Source organism: Paenibacillus sp. JCM 10914, assembly GCF_001315105.1.
Taxonomy (GTDB): Bacteria; Bacillota; Bacilli; order Paenibacillales; family Paenibacillaceae; genus Paenibacillus_AQ.
Genome location: NZ_BAZR01000089.1, coordinates 1 through 559, shown reverse-complemented (window position 1 = coordinate 559; position 559 = coordinate 1). Strand labels below are relative to the sequence as shown.

1 protein-coding gene is annotated in these 559 nt (G+C 59.9%); it reads right to left on the bottom strand.

Annotated elements, in window-relative coordinates; all coding sequences use genetic code 11:
* Positions 1-559 (bottom strand): hypothetical protein (locus JCM10914_RS28700; protein ID WP_197286880.1); only part of this gene is annotated, 559 nt, incomplete at both ends.

The following is a 559-nucleotide window of genomic DNA, read 5'->3' as shown; positions in this document are numbered from 1 at the left end:
TGTGGCTCCCGTTACTCCTGTGGCTCCGGTAGCCCCAACTCCAGTGACTCCCGTTGGGCCTGTTAATCCAGTCGGACCGGTTACCCCCGTCACACCAGTAGCTCCAGTGGCTCCAACTCCAGTAACTCCCGTTGGACCTGTTAATCCAGTCGGGCCGGTTACCCCCGTCGTTCCTGTTGCTCCGGTTAGACCCGTTATTCCGGTAACTCCCGTTGGGCCCGTTATTCCGGTTGGACCTGTCAACCCCGTCGCTCCCGTTACTCCTGTCGCTCCGGTAGCCCCAACACCGGTGACTCCCGTTGGACCTGTTAGTCCGGTTGGACCGGTTACCCCTGTCACGCCAGTAGCACCTGTTGCTCCCGTACCACCGGTAACTCCGGTTGGGCCCGTTATTCCAGTTGGGCCGGTTACTCCTGTTACTCCAGTAACACCCGTTGCTCCAACTCCAGTGACTCCCGTTGGACCTGTTAATCCAGTCGGGCCGGTTCCCCCTGTCACGCCAGTAGCTCCTGTTGCTCCTGTGCCTCCGGTAACTCCTGTTGAGCCCGTTAATCCAGTC